This is a genomic window from Methanobrevibacter ruminantium M1 (assembly GCF_000024185.1).
Classification (GTDB): Archaea; Methanobacteriota; Methanobacteria; order Methanobacteriales; family Methanobacteriaceae; genus Methanobrevibacter; species Methanobrevibacter ruminantium.
In genome coordinates this window covers 1945400-1964122 of record NC_013790.1, presented here as the reverse complement: position 1 = coordinate 1964122, position 18723 = coordinate 1945400, and the positions used below count along the sequence as shown (strand labels likewise).

Here is an 18723-nt window from a genome sequence, read left to right as displayed (position 1 = left end):
ACGAGATAATAATTGTTCTTTTTCTATTTATTTTTTTAATTTATTTTTCTTTTCAAATTCTTTATTCGGCTTATTTTTTAAAATTTCATTATTTTTTTCATTATTCAAATAAAACCCTATCTCTTGGAAAAATAATATAAATCATTAAAATAAAAATATTATTTGATAATAGATTTTAGGTGGTAAAATGAACAGAAATAAAATAATTGTTTTGCTTGTATTATTGATAGCAGTTGTTGGCTTTACAATGGGGCCAGCTTGTGCAGCCAGCACTACAATAAAAGTAGGCAATTACAAGGATGTTGGAAAGGGAGATAGGATTTCAACATTCAATGTGCCTAAGGATGCACAGTATTTAAAAGGAGTTTATGCTGTAATATTCTATCACGGCAAGAATGGTGACGATTTCAGGCCACATACCTATGTATTGTCTAAGATAAAGGTATATTATAAGAATAAAAAAGGCAAAATCGTAACAAGGTCTTCTACAGCTAAGAATCTCAGCGGACTTAGCATACTTTCCACTAAACAGGTAAGTGGTTACACTCCTTATAAGATGGATGTAAGTTATAGGAAGATGACTAATGCTGAGAAAAAGAAAATTTGTGGCAGTTTAGTTTATTAGATTGTTCTATATTCTTTTTTTCTTTTTTTAAGCTTTTTTACTTATTTTTTTAATTTTTATTATTTTTTTATGGTTTTACTCTTTCAACGATTTTAATTTTAATTATTTTTTTATGGTTTTAACTTTTTTTCATTGTTATTTCACCTTTTATTTTTTATTAATACATTAATATTTAGGTATAACTAAACTATTTATACTACAAAAACATAATTAAATACATAAAACTATTCGAGGTGAAAAAATGAATTTAGAAGGTGTAGAAAAAACAATGCTCTTGACCTTATACACAAAGGCAAAGCATTCACAAAAGCCAAATCATAAATTTTTTGATTATATGGCAATAGATATAATCTCTGAAATCGATTATGACTTTTCCATAGCTGATAAGGACAGATCCATGCAAATGGGAGTAATATCAAGAACAATCGTCTTGGATGATATGGTATCTGAATATATACGCTCACATCCAAAGTGCACAATAGTCAATATTGCCTCTGGAATGGATACTCGATTCAACAGGTTGGATAATGGGATAATCAAGTGGTATAATGTGGATTTGGAAAATTCAGCTAATTTCAGATTGAATTACATTAAGGATACAGAAAGGGTAAAGACCTTAGCCTATTCTGCCATGGATCCTTCTTGGGCAGAGGAAATAGAAGCAAGCGGGGATGTTTTATTTATCATTGAGGGTTTAACAATGTATCTTACTGAGGTCGAGAATAAGCAGATTCTGGATATCATTGATGAAAACTTCAAGTCATGCACTATATTTACTGAAATCATGCCTCCTGTTTCCGTTGAGAATGTCAAGGAGAAATCCGTTGAGGAAATGGATGCCAAGTTTATTTGGGGAGTTCAAGATGGCTTTGAGCTAAGGAGATTAAACCCTAGATTCAATTGGGTAAAGGATGTAAATCTTTTTGATGGAATGAATGTCTATAAGCCCATTACCAAATTGTTCACTTGGATTCCTTTTATAAGGCGCAGAATGGATTTTATAGCTGTTTTAGAAAAATAGTCTAAAACGCTTTAATCTATTCTTTAATCTGATTTCAGGTTTTTATTTTTGTTTAAATGGCTCTTTTTGAATTTTTTATTTAGCTTTGATATTTAAAACTTTTTAATACTTTTTTTAATGTTTATTGCAATGCTTTTTTTAAAACTTTTTTTTTTAATGTTTTTTTATGCTTTTGTTTTTTTTCCTATTGCTTTATTATCTTTTTTGATAATACTTTTTTTAGATTTTTTACTATCAATCAAAACTTTTTTATAGTAAATCAAACCCATCTATAATTATATGGATAACTTAATAAAATTTAATATAATTAAATATAATTTTTTTTTTAATTTATTATAATTTAATTAATAGTTATTAACTTATTCTTAATAAAAATTTCAATAAATTATCAATTTAAAACTTTTAAATTGTTAAAAAACAATTACAAATTACTGATATTGTTAAAACTTTATAAAAAGTGTTTAGGAGATAATATGGCACAAATTAATCAACCTATGTATATTTTACGTGATGACACTGAAAGATTTCAAGGAAGACAAGCCTTAAGAATGAATATTTTTGCAAGTCAGCTTTTAGCAAGCATTGTAAGAACCACTCTTGGTCCAAAAGGAATGGACAAGATGTTGGTGGATAAGATGGGAGATGTAGTTGTAACAAACGATGGTGCAACCATCTTGCAGGAAATGGACATTGCTCACCCTGCAGCTAAAATGCTAGTTGAAATTGCAAGAAAACAGGAAAATGTAGTTGGAGACGGAACTACAACTGTTGTAATCATTGCTGGAGAATTGCTTAAGAAAGCACAGGAATTAATGGAAGATGGAACTCCAGTACCTACCATTCTTATGGGATACAGATTAGCTGTTGCTAAGGCAATGGAAATCTTGTTTGACATTTCTTTTGATGCAAGGGATAAGGACACCTTATTTGGAATTGCAAAGACTGCAATGACCGGTAAAGGTTCTGACTATGCTAAAGATGAACTTGCAGAATTACTTGTTCAAGCTGTAAAGAAAGTCGAAGAGGGAGAAGAGGTAGATAAGACCTTAATTAAAATCCACAGAATCAACGGAGGAAGCGTAGAGGATTCCAAGATTGTTGACGGAATCTTCATCGACCAAGGAAGGGCAAACGAAACCATGCCTAAGGAAATCCATGATGCAAAGATAGCTCTTATGAAATATCCTTTAGAGCTAAAGGACCTCGAAAACGCTAAAGTTGACTTTACCGACCCATTACAAATGCAAATATTTTTAGACAATGAGCAAGAGATGCTTAAGGAAATCGCTGATAAGATCATAGACTCCGGATGTAATGTATTGTTCTGTCAAAAGGGAATCGATGATGTAGTGCAACACTACTTATCCAAAGAAGGCATCATGGCCTTTAAGAGAGTCAAGAACACTGATGTTAAAAGAATCATGAAGGCAACCGGTGCAGAGCTTATCACAAACATTGAAGACTTAACTCCAGATGTTTTAGGAAAAGCAGATTACATCCACCAAGAAAGAGTATTTGACCAAATTCTAACCTTCATTGAAGGCTGCGATGAACCTAAAGCAAGCTCCATCTTAATTAGAGGAAGCACAAGGCATATCTCTTCTGAAATAGAAAGGGCTATGGAAGATGCATTAGGTGTGGTAGCAGCTACAATCGAAGAAGGAAAGGTTGTAAGCGGTGGAGGATCTCCTGAAATTGAAATTGCAAGACAATTAAGATTATATGCTAATTCAATTGGCGGAAGGGAGCAATTAGCTATCATTGCATTTGCTGACGCTTTAGAGATTGTTCCAAGAACCTTATCTGAAAATGCAGGTCTTAACACAATCGATTTGCTTGTAGAGCTTAGGGCAGCTCACGAGGACAATCCTTATATGGGACTTGATGTATTTGAAGGAAAAGTGGTGGACATGAAGGAAGCTGGTGTAATTGAACCTCAAAAGGTCAAGAAACAAGCAATTCAATCTGCACAAGAAGCTTGTGAAATGATTTTAAGAATTGATGACTTGGTAGCAGCAGCCGGAGCCCTCCAAAAGCCAGACCCTGATGAGAACTTAGATAATAGTGGAATGCCTCCTGCACCTGGAATGGGTGGTATGGGCGGTATGCCTCCTATGATGTAGACAAGCTTTTTTGGCCTTCGGCCAAAAAACCTTGACCAAAATTTTTATTTTGGCTATGCTTTAATCTGGGTCTTTTTTTAAGTTTATAAGGATTTTTAATCCTTTTTTTTACTTTTTTTAACAATTTATTTTTTTTTTAGAAGTTTTACTTTTTTTAAGAATTTTCATTTAAATCAATGTTTTATAGAAAGATGTATATAAAATTAAACAAATTTTATTTAATTTTTTCAAAACCTTTTTATAATCTGCTATATAGATATATCTTTAGAAATAAATTTGTTCATTTGAAGGACAAATTCTAATAGATTTGACTATTTTTATCCATTGAAACAATTTTATTCAATTAGGGATTTAATGGATAAATTGAAAAAGATTCATTTTTTTAAAAGGAATAATGATGTTTCCTTTGACAAAATGGTGATGAAAATTTTATTAAATATTTTTAATGGAGGATAATCTTTTGAAAAATAGAAAACTAATTTTGATAAGTATCTTCCTTGTTAGTCTGCTTGCAATTTCTGCTGTAAGCGCAAATGAGGATGTGGATAATGGACTTATCGATTCAGATGATTCTATCTTGCAGTCAGCTGAAGTCTCTGATTCTGCCATTGGATCAGATTCTATCTTGCAGTCAGCTGAAGTCTCTGATTCCACTATAGAATCAGACTCTATTGAACTGGAAGATAAGGGTAATGTTTTAAAGTCAAGTGATAATGCTTCTTTTGAACTAGATGATAAAAATAATATAGGATCAGCAGATTCTGAATTGGAAGACGATTATTTAGAACCTAAAGAAAAGAATGTTCTTTCAATGGATGAGAATGCATGGTTTTATAATTATATTGTGTGGTATGATGGTGATGATGGAGATTGGGTTTCCCTTGATTTTGTAGATGATTTAAAAAATCCTGAAAACATCACCATACGATTAAACAGTTATGACACTCCATTTGACGGTGTGGATTTGGCTGTTATAAATGATTATGACTATTCAATCACTAAATTAACCACTGATGATAATGGGACTGTAGTTTATAATGTTCCATATGAGGTTGATGAATTATCTGTCTTTGTAGGCTTTTGGTATGATGGGGATTTTGTGGCCACTTATGGAAATTGGGAAAGTTACACAATCTGCGCAGTGAATTGGGGCACTTGGTATAGGGACCCTTCTAAACGGACTTACGACTTTTATGTCTCTGTGTCTGATATGGACACTTATGAAAGTCCAATTGGCGCACAGGTGGTTTTTACAAGCGATTCCAATCAATATGTCGGAACAATAGATGAGAATGAAAGAGCAATCATACCAAAGGTCAGCTATGGCACTTATGATGTGAAGGTCATATATGACGGCTATTGCATTCTTAATCTTTCAGATTCTAGCGCCATTGAGTTCTATGACGACCATCATACAGACCCTGATTCACTTGGTGATGAAAGGATAGATTATATGTATGTAGATAGTAGTGGAGTAGTTTATCTTGACCTTTGTTATGATGGTTCTCTAAAAGTGCCAGACAACTCCACTTATGAGCCTTATGGTGATGACAACCCATCCGGTGGCGGTTCAGGCAATCAATCTGGTGGAACTGTTGCTAATGGCACATTCACTTCATTGCAAAGTCTGTTTAACCGTGCTGCAGCAAATTCAACAATATCCTTAACAAGGGATTATGTCTATGATGATGGATTCGACATCAAAGGAATAGTAATTAACAAGGATCTGACAATCAACGGTAATGCCCACACACTTGATGCCCTAGGCAAATCCAGAATATTCTATGTTAACAATAGCACTGTCAAATTTAACAATATCCTATTTGCCAATGGTAATGCCACTCTTGGAGGTGCCATTTATAATGGAAGTGCCGTAAATTGTCTTTTTATTAATAATACTGCTCAAGATGGTGGTGCCATTTATTATGGAAGCGCTTTAGTATGTGATTTTATAAACAATTCCGCATCTAGGAATGGGGGCGCTATCTATAGTGGCGGTGCCGTAAACTGTAGCTTTATAAATAACTCAGCCAATTTAGGAGGCGCTGCAATTTATGATTCCTTGTTTGCTGTGAATTCTACTTTTGTGGGTAATACATTGGCTTCTAGCAATCCTACAGGAGGAAGCGCTACAACAGATGTAAGTGTGGTGTCATTTAATCCAATAACTACCTATATACCTAGCCCTCCATCCATGACAGGTTCAATTGGTTGGGGAGGTGCCGTACTTGACTTTACAAGGCCTGTTATCTATACGGATTATAATGAAACATTTTACTTGTTGACTAACTTCACTCTTCAGCAAGATGGCTTTAACAATTACGGCAATGTTCAATTGACTGGCAGGGATTTGGTCTTCAAGTCATTATATCCTTACTCTGGAAACTATTCAATGGCTCTTATCATCTCTGGACAAATCTTTACTCCTACATATGTCCTTGGGGAAAATGATACTTATGAAGCCCATTTTAAACTGAATGGTCTTTCTTTAGGGCTACATATGGTTTATGCATATGTTGATTTCGGATATCCGGAATATTATAGCTATAGAATAGGTGGAGGCTATATGGATAGGGTTGCTTACGATAGAACTGCGGAGATAATATTCCCTATTCTCATTAATAAGACAGTAGAAATCTCATCTTCCAATCTGAACAAGTATTACGGTGGAACCGGAAAGTATACTGTCACTCTTACAGATGGCGGAAATCCTATAGCCAATGCAAATCTCAATGTCTCTCTAGCTGGCAAGACATATCCTTTAAAGACAAATGCAAATGGTCAGGCAAGCATGGATATAAACCTTACTCCTGGAACTTATGAGGCAGTCTGCACTTATGATGGAGTTTCTCAAAGATCAAATATCATTGTTCGCTCAACTATAAATCTTCAAAACCTCACTGGCATTTATCAGAACGCTAAAGTAAATGCCACATTCTTGAATGCTGCAGGCAGTCCTTTAGCAAACACTAAAGTCAGTTTTAGAGTAGGTTCCAAGACTTACAGTGCAACAACAAATGCAAATGGGCTTGCTACAGCCAATGTTGATTTAGCTGCAGGCACTTATGATGTGATTGCAATAAATCCGGTAAATAATGAGCAAAAGACAAGCAAGCTCACTATTTCCAAAGCTAAGTCTTCTATAAGTTTAAGCTCTACAAGCAATAATGATAAGGTTACCTTAACAGCAAGCTTATCCCCTTCAACTGCAAGTGGAAATGTGACATTTAATTTAAACAATAAGAACTACACTGCAAAGATAAGCTCTGGAAAGGCAAGCCAAACCATTACTGGATTGAATGAAGGAAACTACACTGCAAATGCATATTACTCTGGAGACAGTAATCTTAACTCTTCAAGCGCAAGCACTAAAGTTGTTGTTAAAATAGTCATTCCAACTAAAATAATCTACAAAAATATGACCACTGGACCTGTAGCAAAATCAGATGGCAGGATAGGAAATTATTTCTGTGTAAAACTTGTGGATGGCAGCAATAATGCATTAACAGGCCTTCCAATCAAGATAGGCTTCAATGGAAAAATCTATGACAGAACAACAGACTCAAACGGCGAAGCAAGACTGCAGATAAACCTTGCTAATGCGGACATATACACCTTTGCAATCTGCTACCTTGGAGACGATGATCATCAAGCATCCTTTGAAGTGGCTAAGATTGATGTAAACAAGAAGTATCCAAAGCCAAACAGTGCAAATGGAAACTCCAATGGTGTGCCTGCCCAAGAGACAATAAGCAATACAAAGCTTAAGACCTATATCCAATACAGCAATATGACCACCAAATCAGTCCTTAAATCAGACGGAAGGGTGGGAGACTACTTTGAAGTCAAATTGCTGGACAATAACAAAAAGGCAATGGCAAATGTTCCAATCAAGATAGGTTTCAATGGAAAAATCTATGACAGAACAACAGACTCAAACGGCGGTGCAAAGCTACAGATAAACCTCTTAAAGCCAACAACATACACATTTGCAATCGCATACCTAGGCGATAGCAAATATCAGGCTTCATTTGAGGTAGCAAAGATAGTTGTAAAAGCCCAAAGCCCTAAACTGACTGCTCCTAAAAAGACATTTAAGGCAAATGCAAAGACCAAGTCTGTCTCAGCAACTCTAATCTCCGAGAGAGGAAAGCCTATGGCCAGTCAGAGCCTTAAGTTTACAATAAACGGCAAGACATACACAGCCAAAACCAATTCCAATGGTGTTGCAACAGTCAATATCAGCCTAAACAAGAAAGGAACCTATTCCTGCACAGTCAAGTTTGCCGGAGTGACTGGAGCAAATGCAAAGACCACTAAAACAACAATAAAAATTAGTTAAGAATAGTTTTTAACTATTCTTTTTATTTTTTTTAGTATTCTTTTTTTTAGCTATTTTTTTTTATTTTTATCTAATTCTTCTTATTTTTTTTTATCTATTTTTTCAAACTTTAAAAAATAGTGTTTTTTTTGGGTTGGTAAAAATTTAAATTATTAACTATTTTTTATTTTTTTAATTAAAATATCACTATAATTTATTTATATTATATTATTTTTTTTATATAGAATTTTTATAGGAATTCTAAAATATATTGAAAAATTATTATTAAAATTTTTATAACTTTTTGTGATTTTTTAATAATTTTTCTTTATTTTTTTATTTCAAGTTTATTTCATTGTTTTTTGGATAATACTACTTAATTATTAATCATTCACTTCAAATACTCTTTAATTGTTTTATTTTTTTAAATTAATAGATTTAATATATGTATTCTAAAAATAGTAATTGATTTCACTTTAATATCAAATATCAATAATAGTTAGTTATTCTTTTTTAACTTAAATAATGATAATTATTTTATTTTCTATTTATCAAAGTAATATTTTCTTAAATTTCATTAAAATAAGTAATTATAAGTATTTATTCTTTAATTAAAGGATTCAAAGCCCTTTTTATATTTTTACAATTATAATGTCTTAGTTCTTCTTTTTTCTAAATATTTTTATCTTTTTACAGTAAGTAATTAATTTTTATTTTTTTTATCTTAAATTAACTATTTAGATTGAGTAAATTAATTTTTAGAGTATGGATTGGCCTTATTTGAAATAATTTTTTACAGTAATATTTATATAACTTGAAAATATAATATTTAATTAATCAATTTGAAAAAATATTTCAAATTTGTAAATAATTCAAAATAATTAAATTTTATTTAATCAAAAAGGCATTCTTCTTAATTTGATTAAGTAAATGGAATGAATTTTGTTTTTGGATTTTTTTTATAGCGATTTTAAAAAGTATTTTTTAAATATTTTTTTTAGAATTATTTAAGAATTCTTTTAAAAGAATCATAAAAAATATCTACAAATTTATTCAAATTATAGAAAAATAAAAAAATATACTATATATTATTAAGAATATATATTTTCTTTAATTTTTTCAATTATTTTGAAAAAAAGTGAGGTGAAAAAATTTCAATTAAGAATCTTACATTGCTTTTAGCAGTTTTATTAATGGGATTTGTATTAATATCCTCTGTATCTGCTATTGATATTGATGAAGCAAGTTCTTCAAGTGACTTATCAGATTCTAGCATTTCAAATGATTATTTAGTAGCAAACTCTGGAGATGATTCTGTAGCTAGTTCAAGTGCATCTAGTTCAATTGCTGCAGATGATTCAGATCTTTCTAACAATGCTAGTTCAAGTAATGTTAATTTCGAAAATGAAGTTTTAAGTACTAATAATAATGAAGATACAGAATCCGAAATTGTAAAGGATTCTAAAAATCAATTGTCTTCATCTTCTCTTCAAGCTAGTACTAAAACTAAAACCACTCTTAAAGGCAGTGGAAGCTCCGTCTATAGGGGCAATCCATATTATGTTACTTTAACTGATAGTAATGGTAAGGTTTTAGCTAGTCAGAAAGTGACTTTTAACATCCTTGGCAAAAATTACACTAGGACCACCGATTCTAAAGGTGTGGCTTCCATTAACATTAATTTAGCCAAAGGAAAGTATAACATAGCTTGCTTATATGCAGGCACTGAAAACTATGCTTCATCAAAGCTATCTGTAGCTTTGACAGTTAATTTAATGTCCACTAAAATCAATACAGGTGGATCAACCGTTAAAAAAGGAAATGCTTATTCAGTGACCTTGACTGATGGAAATGGAAAGGCATTATCCAGTCAGAAGGTGACCTTAAATATCCTTGGAAAGAATTATACCAGAACCACCGATTCTAAAGGTGTGGCTTCAATTGCAATCAATTTGGCTGCAGGTAAGAAATTTACCTTGACTGCATCCTATGCTGGCTCTGCAAATTATCTCTCTTCCAAGGTATCAGCAACTGTTACTGTTCAAAAAGGAGATACAAGCATAAAGCCTAGCGGAACTTCAATCGTTAAGGGAAATAGCTATTCATTTACCTTGGTTGATGGAAGCGGCAAGGGATTGGCAAACCAAAAGGTCGCCATAAAGATATCAGGCAAGTCCTACAGCAGAACCACAAACTCAAATGGTGTGGCTTCAATTGCAATCAATTTAGCTGCAGGGAAAAAATATTCAATAGTCTGCTCTTATGCCGGCTCTTCCAATTATAAGGCTTCAAGCTCAACAGTAAGTCTCTCTGTTACAAATCCAAGTACAAACAGCAAGACTTTCTCCATTGCAAAAATAGAAGCTGCCGCCACTAACCTAAAGGCTTATGTAAATAAGAATAAGGCAGTGCCTACAACTGTAAGCGTTGGCGGAACTAACTTGAAAATCTCAGAGTTTTCATACTTGATGTCAAAAGCCATTGTAAATCTTAATTCCAATAATACTAATGCCATAACTCTTCCAAGCGGCATCTATAATGGGGCATCAGCTTCCAATTCATTAAACGCTACAGTCTATAAGGCCCAATATGTGGACTTATCCAAAAGGGTCTATAACTATATAGACAAGAATAAGGTTCCTGCTGCTTATGGTACTGTTTATAATGCCAATGGCGCTTCCTTAGGAAATGCAGGATTTAACCTTTACACATTTGCATTTGCAAAGATTTTGGATTTCCATAAGACCAATAAGTATTTACCTAATTACTGCAGCTTTGACAGTTCTGTATTCAAGGCGTCCAATGGTTCAAGCTCAAGCAATAGCTCCAGTTCCACTAACAGTTCAAGCTCCACTAACAGTTCAAGCGGATCTTCAAACTCCAGCGGATCTGGAAGTTCAACTCCTGCAGTTACCGTTAAGGCTACAAGCCTTAAGGCAGCAAGCACTTCCGTTATAAGAGGAGATGACTATTCAGTTACTTTAACTGATAGCAGCGGTAATGCTTTGGCTAACCAGAAGATTACATTTGCCCTTTCAAGTTCCAGCTACACTAGGACCACTAATTCAAAGGGTGTTGCTTCATTGACCCTCAATTTAGCAGGTGGCAAATATTCCATAACTACTTCATATGCAGGCACATCAGCCTATAAGGCGTCAAAGCTTACAAACACAGTAACTATTTCAAACAGCTCTTCCAGATTCTTCTTGAATGACATTGAAACAGCTGCTGAGAATGTCAAGACTTATGTCACAAAGAATAAGGCGTTGCCTAATACCGTTACAGTTGCAGGCACCCAATTGACCCTTTCACAATTCTCCTATGTCATGGCTAAGGCCATTCATAATATAAATGCAAGCAACTCTAATTATATCTCCCTTAAAAGCGTTGCAAGCAGCAATTCTACTGGAGATTATTTGGACACTACAGTCTATAGGGCTCAATATATGAACCTAACCAATAGGGTCATTTCATTTGTGGAATCTGATAAGATTACTCCAACTTTCGCTACAGTCTACAACAGCAATGGAAAATCTGTAGGAAAGGCTGAATTCAAGCTTTACACCTTTGCATTTGCAAAGATTCTAGCTTTCTATAAGACCAATAATTATTTGCCTACCTATTGTACTTTCCAAAGCTCAGCTATCGGTGTTGTTCCAGATGTTGCAACTAATGTGACAATCAACAGCAAGATCAATGCTAATATGAACCAATTCAAGGTTGGATTGAATGAGAAGAACACTGTCAGCAACCTTTCAGCCTATTTGGTAGGTACTGGCCAGTCAACAATCACAACAAACATTAAGAATGTTGCTGCTCAGCTAACCAAAGGATTGAATTCAACTGCAACCAAGGCTCTTGCAATATATAATTTTGTAAGGGATGACATTTCATACAGCTATTATTCAGACAGTAGGAAAGGTGCAGACGGTACCTTAAGCTCTGGATCTGGTAATTGTGTGGACCAAGCCAGTTTGGTTGTTGCTCTTTGTAGGGCAGCAGGCATTCCTGCAAGGTATTCACATGCTCAAGGATGTACCTTCTCCAGCGGATTGGTTACAGGACACGTATGGGCTCAAATCCTTGTTGATGGCGTATGGTATTCAGCAGATGCCACTAGCGTAAGAAATAGTTTAGGAAATATTGTAAATTGGAATACAAATTCCTATCATAGTATGAAGCAGTATGCTGCTGTTCCTTTCTAGTGCTTAAAATTATTTTTAGGGGGTTTTTAACCCCATCAAACTTTTTTTTATTTTTTTAAATCTTTTATTATTCGATTTTTAGGCTTTATTTTTATTCAGTTTTTGAATCTTTTTTTTTGTTCTATTTTAGGCTTTATTTTTATTCAGTTTTTGAATCTTTTTTTTTGTTCTATTTTAGGTTTTATTTTTATTCAGTTTTTGAATCTTTTTTTTGTTCTATTTTAGGTTTTATTTTTATTCAGTTTTTGAATCTTTTATTGTTTGATTTTAGATTTTATTATTTTTTTTTAATTTATAATATTGTTTTCTCTATTTGGATAATTTTTTATAGTATTAATTATTAAATATTTTATTAATAACAATGATTTAGTTAAAATTTTAAATTTTATTTAATGTCTAGAACTTGGAGTTTTTATAAATCTTTTAAGAATTTGATAGTTGGTGTTAATATTAGAACTAAACTTTTATTTTTATCAGCATTATTGATATTATTATTGTCTATATCTTCTGTTTCAGCAGACAGTTCTATAGATGATTCTAATTTAGATATTGATTCTAATTTAGGTATTGATTCTAATTTAGATTTAAATGCAGATTTATATGCAGATTTAAATAATTTTGATGATTTTAATAATCTAAATAATTATGATTATTCCAATAATTATGTTGATTATAGTGATATTTTAGAAGGGGATTCCTTAATCTGGAAATTGAAAAGAATAATCATTTTAATAAATTAAGCTCAAATAATTTGAGTTCTAATAGTTTAAGTTCTAATGAATTAAATTCCAATCAATTAAATTCCAATCAATTAAATTCTAATTCTATTTCAAATTCTAATTCTAATTCTAATCAAAAAGCCAATTCAAAAGATTCTCGTCTGATTTTGCTCAATGATAAAAACTTAAAAGTAAACGGAACTGAAGAAAAATATTTTATAAAGCTTGTTGATGGCAACGGAAATCCTATACCTTATGTTGATCTTATTTTTAACATAGATTCTTCAATTGAATTCGTTGGAGGTACCGTTCGAACTGATGAAAATGGAATCGCTTATATTTTTATGGATTTCTCATATCCTGGTCCATATACTGTTTATGCTTCATTTGAAGGTGATGGAAATCATAATCCTTCCAGCACTTTATCTTCTACAGTATCCGTTTATAAAGACACTGAAATCAGCTCATTACAGTCATATGGCTATCTTGGAGAGAACTTTTCATTTAAGATTACAAGTTGCGGGGAGCCTGTATCCAATCAGAAGGTTCTTATAAGCATTGATAATAAGAATTATACTGCAACAACAGATTCAGAGGGTATTGCAAAGGTAAAACTACCAAATCAGCAAAAGACCTATTCAATATCCTGTAATTTTTCAAATCGTGTATATTACTATGGATCTAGCTTAAGCAAGAATATTCCTGTTTATAAAAGGGCTTTCACCCAGCCAAATTGCTATGCCCTTTTAAGAAAATCAACATTCACAGTTACCTTAAAGGGAGCTGATGGAAAGATTCTATCAAATCGCACCCTAAGATTTATTGTGGATGGAAAGGAATATAATAAAACAACTAATTCCAAAGGTGCAGCTTCCATAAATATTGATTTGGAAAGGGGAGAATATAGAATAAATTATTATTTCAACACCGATGGGGTTTATGGTCCAGTAAGCAATTACACTGATTTGAATGTTGTAGATCCTTCAGGCCAATACAAAAGGCTTTTGAATGTAAAAAGCTCTGCTTCAGCTAAGATATATCTCACTGGCGGAGGATATGCCACAGTCACCAGCCTAATAAAGAGCACTGCAAAATCCATCACTAAAAAGTACAAGACCAATTTTGAAAAGGCAGTGGCCATCTATAATTATGTAAGGGATAATTTGGATTATCAATATTATTACAATACAAGAAAGGGAGCCACTAAAACATTAAAGACAAAGTCTGGGAACTGCTGTGATCATGCTAATCTGGTGGTTGCTCTTTGCAGGGCATCTGGAATTCCAGCAAGATATTCCAATTCAAAGTACTGTGTTTTTGGTTCAGGTCTTCGTTCAGGGCATGTATGGGCTCAGATTTATGTGGGAGGCACTTGGTACTCTGCAGATGCCACAAGCAGCAGGAATACCCTAGGCCATATTGAAAATTGGGATACAAAAACTAATAAGAAAGATTATAACTTCCGCAATCTGCCATTCTAGTGTTTTTTAATTTAAATTGGGGTCTTTATCTTTTTTTATCGAATTTAATCCAATTTAAGATTTTATTTATCCTTTAAAAGTTTAGGCTATCCAAAACTTTATATAGTTACTTAATTAAATATAATATAAGATATACTTTAAACATTGCAAATATATTTTTTATATTAAATTTGTAAGATTCATTGGTTTAATTTGGATTATAAAAAACATATTTTGTTTAATTTTATAGTTTTAATAGGTGTCTTCATGGCTCGTGAAATTAGTGAAAATATTGAAGAATATTTAGAAACTCTCTACAAATTTGGAAGTAAAGATTCATATGTATCCACTACCACTTTATCAAAGGAATTAGGAATAGCTCCAGGTAGTGTTACTCAAATGCTTAAGAAATTAGAGGATATAGGATATATTGACTATGTCCCTTATAAGGGAGCTTTTTTAACTGCTGAAGGTAATAAGATTGCTCAAAAGATTACAAGAAAACACAGAATCCTTGAAAAGTTCTTGAAGGATGTCTTAAACATTAAGGATGAGAACCTCCATGCTCAGGCATGCGCTATGGAACATTCATTATCTGATGAGGCTGAAAGGGCTATCTGCCATATGCTGGAGCATCCAGACACTTGTCCAGATGATAATATCATCCCTGCATGTGACTTTAACTTTGAAAGCTGTGAAGATTGCTTGAATGACCACCTTGATTTTGATGACATTGAAGAGAGGGACTTTAATCTTTTCTCAATTTCACAATTGTCTAAAGGAGATGAGGGTGAGGTATTGTTTATAAGAGGCAGTGATGATGCTTTAGCCCAATGTGTTAGAGTGGGCATCACCGTTGGTAGCAAAGTTAAAATAGAGGAATCTGAAAGCCCTAATTTTTTATTCTATCACAGTAAATGATTCCACTGTAAATCTTTCTAGAAACTTAGCAGATAATATTTTTATAAATAGTTATAATTAGATAATCTGTTATTTTCTATTTTACTTATTTTTTCTTTTATTTATTAATTTTTAAATTTATTAATTTTTAACTTCTATTCAGCTATTTCTATTCTACTATTTCTATTCTACTATTTCTATTCTACTATTTTTTTTCAATATTTTTATCATATAACTTATTTTTATTAACTTTTATTTATTTGCAATGAACATCTTTTTTAGAATTATACACAAAACTTATTTAAATTATTAATTAAATAATTATAAAAAGAATGAAAATTATATTTATAATAACTCATTTTCAAATTAAACTAAAATAATTATTTTTAAATTATTTATCAAATTAAACTTTTATTATTATAGATTTTATTAGGTGTTTAAATGCGTGGAGATTTATCTGATGGAATAGTTACAGTCAAAATTGGAGAAGGAAACGAAAGAGCTATTTCACTTAATCAAAAAAGCCAGTTCGGTAAACTGTCTGAAGACTGTTTAGAGCTTTCTCTTATGGAAGCTTCCTATCTAATGGAAAGCGGACGTTTGGATATTTATGAAGATGATGAAAAATGTCAATTGGATTATATCATTGACATGATAAAAGACCAAGATCTTTATGGAAAATACTTGGTTTATAGGGATTTAAAAAATAGAGGCTATATTATAAAGACAGGATTTAAATACGGCTCTGAATTCAGATTATATGAAAGGGGAACCGGCCCTGGCAAATCACACTCTGATTTTCTTGTAAAGGTCTTGTATGAGGCAAATGAAGTAAATGTCTTAGACTTTGCAAGCTATGTAAGGGTTTCACATGGAGTCAATAAGAAATTATTGCTTGCAGTTGTAGATGATGACTTTGATGTGACTTATTATAATATTGAATGGACACGTCCGTAAATAACTTTCATTCTTTAGAAGATGCAAATAATGAAAAATTCTAAAGGCAATGTTTTTTTAATATAAAGTTATATATTTTTAAGAGCATAAACTCTAATGCAGTAAAAAATAGTAATTAATTTCATATGAATTTAATTAAATACACAACAAATAATTTAACACATAACACAATAAACATATAATAATATTTATCAATTATTTAATTTAAAGAAAAGGATATATTTTAAGGTGATTTTTTGATTGATCCATGGGCATCATTTTCACTAGATTATGATAAATTAGTAAATCAATTCGGTATAAAAAAATTTGAAGAAGTTTTGGATAGCATTGAAGATCCTGCAAGGCTTATGAAAAGGGGAGTTATCTTTGGACATCGTGATTTTGACAAGTTAGTTCCTTTAATCAATGGAGGCAAGGATTTTGCAGTTATGACTGGTATGATGCCAAGTGGCCAAATGCATATAGGTCATAAGATGGTTATAGACCAGCTCAATTGGTATTTTAAAAAAGGAGCAAGCTTATCCTTATCAATTGCAGATATGGAATCATATGCTGCAAGGGGAATAAGCTTCAATCAGGCAAAGGACATTGCAATAAATGAATATTTAAAAAATTACATTGCATTGGGCCTTGACTTGACTGCAGATAATGTGAATGTCTATCTACAGTCACAAAACAAGACATTGAATGACTTGACATTTAAGTTGGCTAAAAAGGTTAATTTCAATAATATGCATGCCATCTATGGATTTAATGAAAGCACAAACATTGCACACTTATATGTTCCTTTAGTGCAGGTTGCAGACATTTTGCTTCCTCAGACTGAAGAGTTTGGAGGTCCTAAGCAGGTTGTTGTACCTGTAGGTGTTGACCAGGATCCTCATCTTAGGCTTACAAGGGACATTGCTGCTAAGATGAATGAGGAATATGGATTTTTAGCTCCAGCTTCCACTTATCACAGGTTCCTAACTGGCCTTACAGGAGATAAGATGTCAAGCAGCAAGCCGAATACTGCAATTTACTTGAATGAAACTCCAAAGCAGGCAGAGAAAAAGGTCAAATCTTCTAAGACCGGAGGAAGAGAGACACTTGATGAACAGAAGGAATTAGGCGGAAGGCCTGATGAATGTGTTATCTATGAGATGCTTGTCTATCATCTGATTGATGATGATAAGGAGTTGGATAAGATTAGGGAAGAATGCATAAATGGAGAATTGATGTGTGGACATTGTAAGGTTCATACAGCAGAGCTTATGAAAGACTTCTTTGAAGACTTGAAGGTTAAACAAGAAGAGTCTTTAGATATTGCTGAATCTCTATTGGATTAATGGCTTAATTAATGGAATTTTATTGGATTGATTTTTATCAATCCTAATTCTTATTTCGAATTTAGAACATTTGTTGATTTTTTTTTAATTTAAGATATTTTTAATATTGATATTTTAGTTATATGGGTTGGATTAGATGGAAGACTTTAAATATTACAAGAATAAGATTAAAGAGGAGATTAAACTAGCATTTGCTCATAATAAATACTTTTTAATCGTTTCTGCTCTTATTTTCATTATTCCTATGTTTGTAGGATATTTCTATTCAGATCAGATAACTCCATACATTCAGCCTATGGTTGATACCTTTGAGGAAAACATTAGAAATGGAACTGTGACTTTATCAACAAAGTCCCTATTTGCAAATAATGTTGAAGTGGCTATAATTCTATATGCATTATCTGCCCTTGGGGCTATTTTAGGAATTGTCGTTTTAGCAAACAATGGATTATTTATTGGATTTTATGGTGCAAACTTTGAATTGACACGCTATGTTCTTTTAACTCTTCCTCATGGAATATTTGAGATTTCAGCAATCATTATTGCAACAACAGGAGGATTTGTGATTCTATCATTTGTGCTGAACTTCTTGTATAATGTGATATATCCTGATTACTCCTATACTGATATATTTGATCCTTACTTTAGCGATGCTAAAATAACTGTGGGACAAAGATTTAAATCCTCTTTTAAAAAGCATGGTCATAGAATTAAGGAATCTTTTATATTGCTTTGCGTATCTGTAATTCTTCTTATAATTGCAGCATTCATTGAGGCAAATATTACCATTCCTTTTGCATATTGGATTTGCTCCTTGTTTGGGATAAGCCTGATTTAATATTCTTTTATAATTTTATCCTTTTCTACTTTTTTTTTCAATTAAATTTACAAATGTGGGAAATTTTGTAAAAATTTAATATATTTTTTTCAATTAAATTTACAAATGTGGGAAATTTTGTAAAAATTTAATATATTTTTTTCAATTAAATTTACAAATGTGGGAAATTTTGTAAAAATTTAATATAAGTTTTTATACTATAATAAATATATCTATATAATGTATA

General features: G+C 32.1%; 11 protein-coding genes. All 11 read left to right on the top strand.

Translation table 11 applies throughout. The features are described from left to right. Positions 1 to 187: 187 nt before the first annotated feature. The 11 genes from MRU_RS07515 to MRU_RS07465 all read left to right on the top strand — a co-directional run bounded on the left by MRU_RS07515 (position 188) and on the right by MRU_RS07465 (position 18497). The gene (locus MRU_RS07515) at positions 188 to 625 is read left to right on the top strand and encodes a hypothetical protein (protein ID WP_012956302.1); all 438 of its coding nucleotides are present in this window, start codon (positions 188 to 190) and stop codon (positions 623 to 625) included. 241 nt (positions 626 to 866) lie between these two features. Then, positions 867 to 1646 carry a class I SAM-dependent methyltransferase gene (locus MRU_RS07510; protein WP_012956301.1) on the top strand — a complete coding sequence of 260 codons (780 nt, stop codon included), beginning with the start codon at positions 867 to 869 and terminating at the stop codon, positions 1644 to 1646. Between the two features lie 473 nt (positions 1647 to 2119). After that, the gene (gene thsA / locus MRU_RS07505) at positions 2120 to 3769 is read left to right on the top strand and encodes a thermosome subunit alpha (RefSeq protein WP_012956300.1); all 1650 of its coding nucleotides are present in this window, start codon (positions 2120 to 2122) and stop codon (positions 3767 to 3769) included. A 460-nt stretch (positions 3770 to 4229) separates the two neighbouring features. After that, a complete protein-coding gene (locus MRU_RS07500) occupies positions 4230 to 8111 on the top strand; it encodes an Ig-like domain repeat protein (protein ID WP_171776169.1) in 3882 nt (1293 codons plus the stop codon). A gap of 1172 nt (positions 8112 to 9283) precedes the next feature. Further along, positions 9284 to 12295 carry an Ig-like domain repeat protein gene (locus MRU_RS07495; protein ID WP_048812472.1) on the top strand — a complete coding sequence of 1004 codons (3012 nt, stop codon included), beginning with the start codon at positions 9284 to 9286 and terminating at the stop codon, positions 12293 to 12295. Between the two features lie 494 nt (positions 12296 to 12789). After that, entirely contained in the window at positions 12790 to 13035 is a 246-nt protein-coding gene (locus MRU_RS07490) for a hypothetical protein (protein ID WP_143714324.1), read from the top strand. A gap of 11 nt (positions 13036 to 13046) precedes the next feature. Beyond that, a complete protein-coding gene (locus MRU_RS11225) occupies positions 13047 to 14495 on the top strand; it encodes a transglutaminase domain-containing protein (RefSeq protein WP_012956296.1) in 1449 nt (482 codons plus the stop codon). Between the two features lie 246 nt (positions 14496 to 14741). Then, on the top strand, positions 14742 to 15395 hold the full coding sequence (locus MRU_RS07480; RefSeq protein ID WP_012956295.1) for a metal-dependent transcriptional regulator: 654 nt from the start codon (positions 14742 to 14744) through the stop codon (positions 15393 to 15395). Positions 15396 to 15815: 420 nt separating this feature from the next. Further along, positions 15816 to 16331, top strand: a complete 516-nt coding sequence (gene endA / locus MRU_RS07475; RefSeq protein ID WP_012956294.1) for a tRNA-intron lyase — start codon at positions 15816 to 15818, stop codon at positions 16329 to 16331. Between the two features lie 236 nt (positions 16332 to 16567). Further along, positions 16568 to 17659, top strand: a complete 1092-nt coding sequence (locus tag MRU_RS07470; protein WP_012956293.1) for a tryptophan--tRNA ligase — start codon at positions 16568 to 16570, stop codon at positions 17657 to 17659. A gap of 136 nt (positions 17660 to 17795) precedes the next feature. Beyond that, positions 17796 to 18497, top strand: a complete 702-nt coding sequence (locus tag MRU_RS07465; RefSeq protein ID WP_012956292.1) for a stage II sporulation protein M — start codon at positions 17796 to 17798, stop codon at positions 18495 to 18497. Positions 18498 to 18723: the final 226 nt, after the last annotated feature.

Bases quoted from the DNA above. Each gene is read 5' to 3' on its own strand.
- MRU_RS07515 (WP_012956302.1), top strand. From the start codon at position 188: ATGAACAGAAATAAAATAATTGTTTTGCTTGTATTATTGATAGCAGTT.
- MRU_RS07510 (WP_012956301.1), top strand. From the start codon at position 867: ATGAATTTAGAAGGTGTAGAAAAAACAATGCTCTTGACCTTATACACA.
- thsA (WP_012956300.1), top strand. From the start codon at position 2,120: ATGGCACAAATTAATCAACCTATGTATATTTTACGTGATGACACTGAA.
- MRU_RS07495 (WP_048812472.1), top strand. From the start codon at position 9,284: ATGGGATTTGTATTAATATCCTCTGTATCTGCTATTGATATTGATGAA.
- MRU_RS07480 (WP_012956295.1), top strand. From the start codon at position 14,742: ATGGCTCGTGAAATTAGTGAAAATATTGAAGAATATTTAGAAACTCTC.
- endA (WP_012956294.1), top strand. From the start codon at position 15,816: ATGCGTGGAGATTTATCTGATGGAATAGTTACAGTCAAAATTGGAGAA.
- MRU_RS07465 (WP_012956292.1), top strand. From the start codon at position 17,796: ATGGAAGACTTTAAATATTACAAGAATAAGATTAAAGAGGAGATTAAA.